The following is a 2,306-nucleotide window of genomic DNA, read 5'->3' on the forward strand; positions in this document are numbered from 1 at the left end:
CCATCTCTGCCGCGTGGTCCGCCGACGGCAGCGTCGCCTGCGTTGTGGGGCGCCGCCTCGCCGCCGTCGGCTCCAGCCGGGCCCCTCGCTGCTCCACCCACCGCCCGCAGCACGGAATCGCGCAGGCCAAGCTCCTTGGCCACAGATCCGATCGAGCGCCCGCTCGACACTACGAGATCAAACGCCCGCCGCTTGTAGTCCGTAAACGACCGACGTTGACGCCCTTCCATTCGACACCTCCTGGCTCCTCGAGCCTACTACAGGTGTCCATCAATTCGGAGGAGGTTCACAGCGTCGTATTGTCAAACCGTCTAGCTGTGGGGCAAAGACGCGGGATTTCGTCGACGTGGCGCCGAGAATTGCTGAAATCCTGCTCTGTCGACAAGCTACGGTCCCTTAGGCTAAGATGTGCGCCCCTTGAGCTGTTGACTTCCAAAAGAGGGGAAATCATGTCCGAGCAGATGTCTCGTAAACTTCCGTGCCGTCGCGTGAGCCGACGCTCGGTCCTCCAATCGTCGGCAGCGCTGTTGAGTGTGCCGTTTGTTGCAAAAGCCACGGCAGCCTTCGGGCAAGAAAAGCTCGCCGGCACTGGCGAAGTGGTTGTTTACAGTTATGGCGGCTCGTATACGGAAAACCTGCGTAAGTATGTCTCTGATCCTTTTACGAAGGCGACGGGCATCAGGGTTGTCGATGCGACAGCTGACAATGCCGAGCCTCAGATCAAGGCTATGCGCGAAGCTGGCCGGGTCGACTGGGACGTTGCCATTGTCAACCCGTTTTTTCCAGCATACTTGGAGCTACAGCAGGCTGGCGCGTTTATGCCTATCGACTATAGCCTATGGGATGACGAGGCTCTTAAGGGAGTGCCGGAACCTGCTCGTCTTAAGGACGCTGTCGTTGCATTCCAAAACGCAGGTCTGATGGTTTATGCTGAACGCGCTTTCCCGAAGGGCGCCCCGAAGAACTGGGCAGACTTCTGGAATATTAAGGATTTCCCGGGGCCGAGGGGACTCTCCGCCAATTCTTTTGTTGCTGATTTAGCGTTCGCGTTGATGGCTGATGGCTTCACGCACAAGGGTCTCTGGCGACTGACTGATGATAAGGTCGATAGGGCACTGAAGAAGCTGGACGAGATCAGGCCACACATCACGAAGTGGTGGACGGCAGGAGGCGAGCCCGTACAGCTTCTCATCAGCGGTGAATATGCGCTGACGAGTGTGTATGATGGCCGAGCCTTGGCGGCTATCCAGCGGGGGGCCCCGATTCGCATGGTATGGGAAGGTGCTACTCTTGCCGATAATTACTGGATTATTGTACAGGGCGGGCCGAACAGCGCCAATGCACAGAAATTCATCGCATTTGTGAATCGAGCCGAAACGGCGGCCGCCTTTACCCGACAGACCAACTTTCCCAGCCCGAACCTAAATCAGCTAAAGTACCTGCCAGCCGATCTGGTGCAACTCATTAGTATAAGCCCTGACAATGCGGCAAAGACAGTCCGCTACGACGTTCCCTGGTTTTTGGAGAAACGTCCGGATGGCAAGACCAACGCAGAACACGTGCAGGAGCGTTGGCTGGCATGGCGAGCACAATAACATCCGCGCCGACGGTCTTTCGAGGGCTTTGCTGAACTTCGCCGTCGGCCAAGCCCCCCAAGATGGGCTTGGCTGCTGCTGCCCGGAATCATGTGCGCTCTTTGTGTGCCGCTCCTCGGCCTTCTGTTACTTTCATTGGGGAACCAAATCGGACGCTCGCAAATTTCCTGCGCATCACCCCTGTCGATCTGGCGGTGTTCCGCGATACGCTGGAGATCAGCGTCGCGGTGAGGGCGCTCGCCTTCGTGCTTGGCTATACCATCGCCGAGTACTCACCACAGCGCAACGGCGCTACGCACCTTCCTGCTCACCGCGGTCGGGCTGCCGTATTTCGCCTGCGTTCTGGCGTGCGGACCTTCGCCCGGGTCGTCGTTCTCGGGCCTAATGGGATGTTCACGGTCATCTACGGTCTCGGCCAGGATCCCCTGCGCGCTGTGAGGGCGAAGGAAGCGAACCCGCTCGCGCCTCCTCACGATCTTTTACCACCTAATTCCGGCGCTCGACATGATCACCGGGCTGACGCCGGAGCTGCTTGTCGAGAACCGCGGCTGGATGCAGCCTACGGCCCTCGACCCGGCAGGCATGCTGCGGTTCTGCTTCCAGTCCTACATCGTCGGTAACCGGCATGAGGCCCCCACCTAGCCACCCCTCGGCTTGCGCGCGATACAGCCTGGCATGAGCTGATCGGTGGAGGTGGAACGATGGCAAATG

At 59.2% G+C, this 2,306-nt stretch carries 3 protein-coding genes; 2 read left to right on the forward strand and 1 reads right to left on the reverse strand.

Annotated elements, in window-relative coordinates; all coding sequences use genetic code 11:
• Window positions 1–230: transposase (locus GA0061098_RS45880; protein WP_488226177.1), on the reverse strand; the 230-nt coding region annotated here is incomplete at its 3' end.
• Between the two features lie 219 nt (window positions 231–449).
• Here GA0061098_RS45880 and GA0061098_RS43330 point away from each other — a divergent pair.
• A complete protein-coding gene (locus GA0061098_RS43330) occupies window positions 450–1,595 on the forward strand; it encodes an ABC transporter substrate-binding protein (protein ID WP_129591140.1) in 1,146 nt (381 codons plus the stop codon).
• Between the two features lie 504 nt (window positions 1,596–2,099).
• Window positions 2,100–2,237 carry a hypothetical protein gene (locus GA0061098_RS45585; protein WP_165637991.1) on the forward strand — a complete coding sequence of 46 codons (138 nt, stop codon included), beginning with the start codon at window positions 2,100–2,102 and terminating at the stop codon, window positions 2,235–2,237.
• The last annotated feature ends 69 nt before the right edge of the window (window positions 2,238–2,306 follow it).

It is taken from the genome of Bradyrhizobium shewense (genome assembly GCF_900094605.1).
Classification (GTDB): Bacteria; Pseudomonadota; Alphaproteobacteria; order Rhizobiales; family Xanthobacteraceae; genus Bradyrhizobium; species Bradyrhizobium shewense.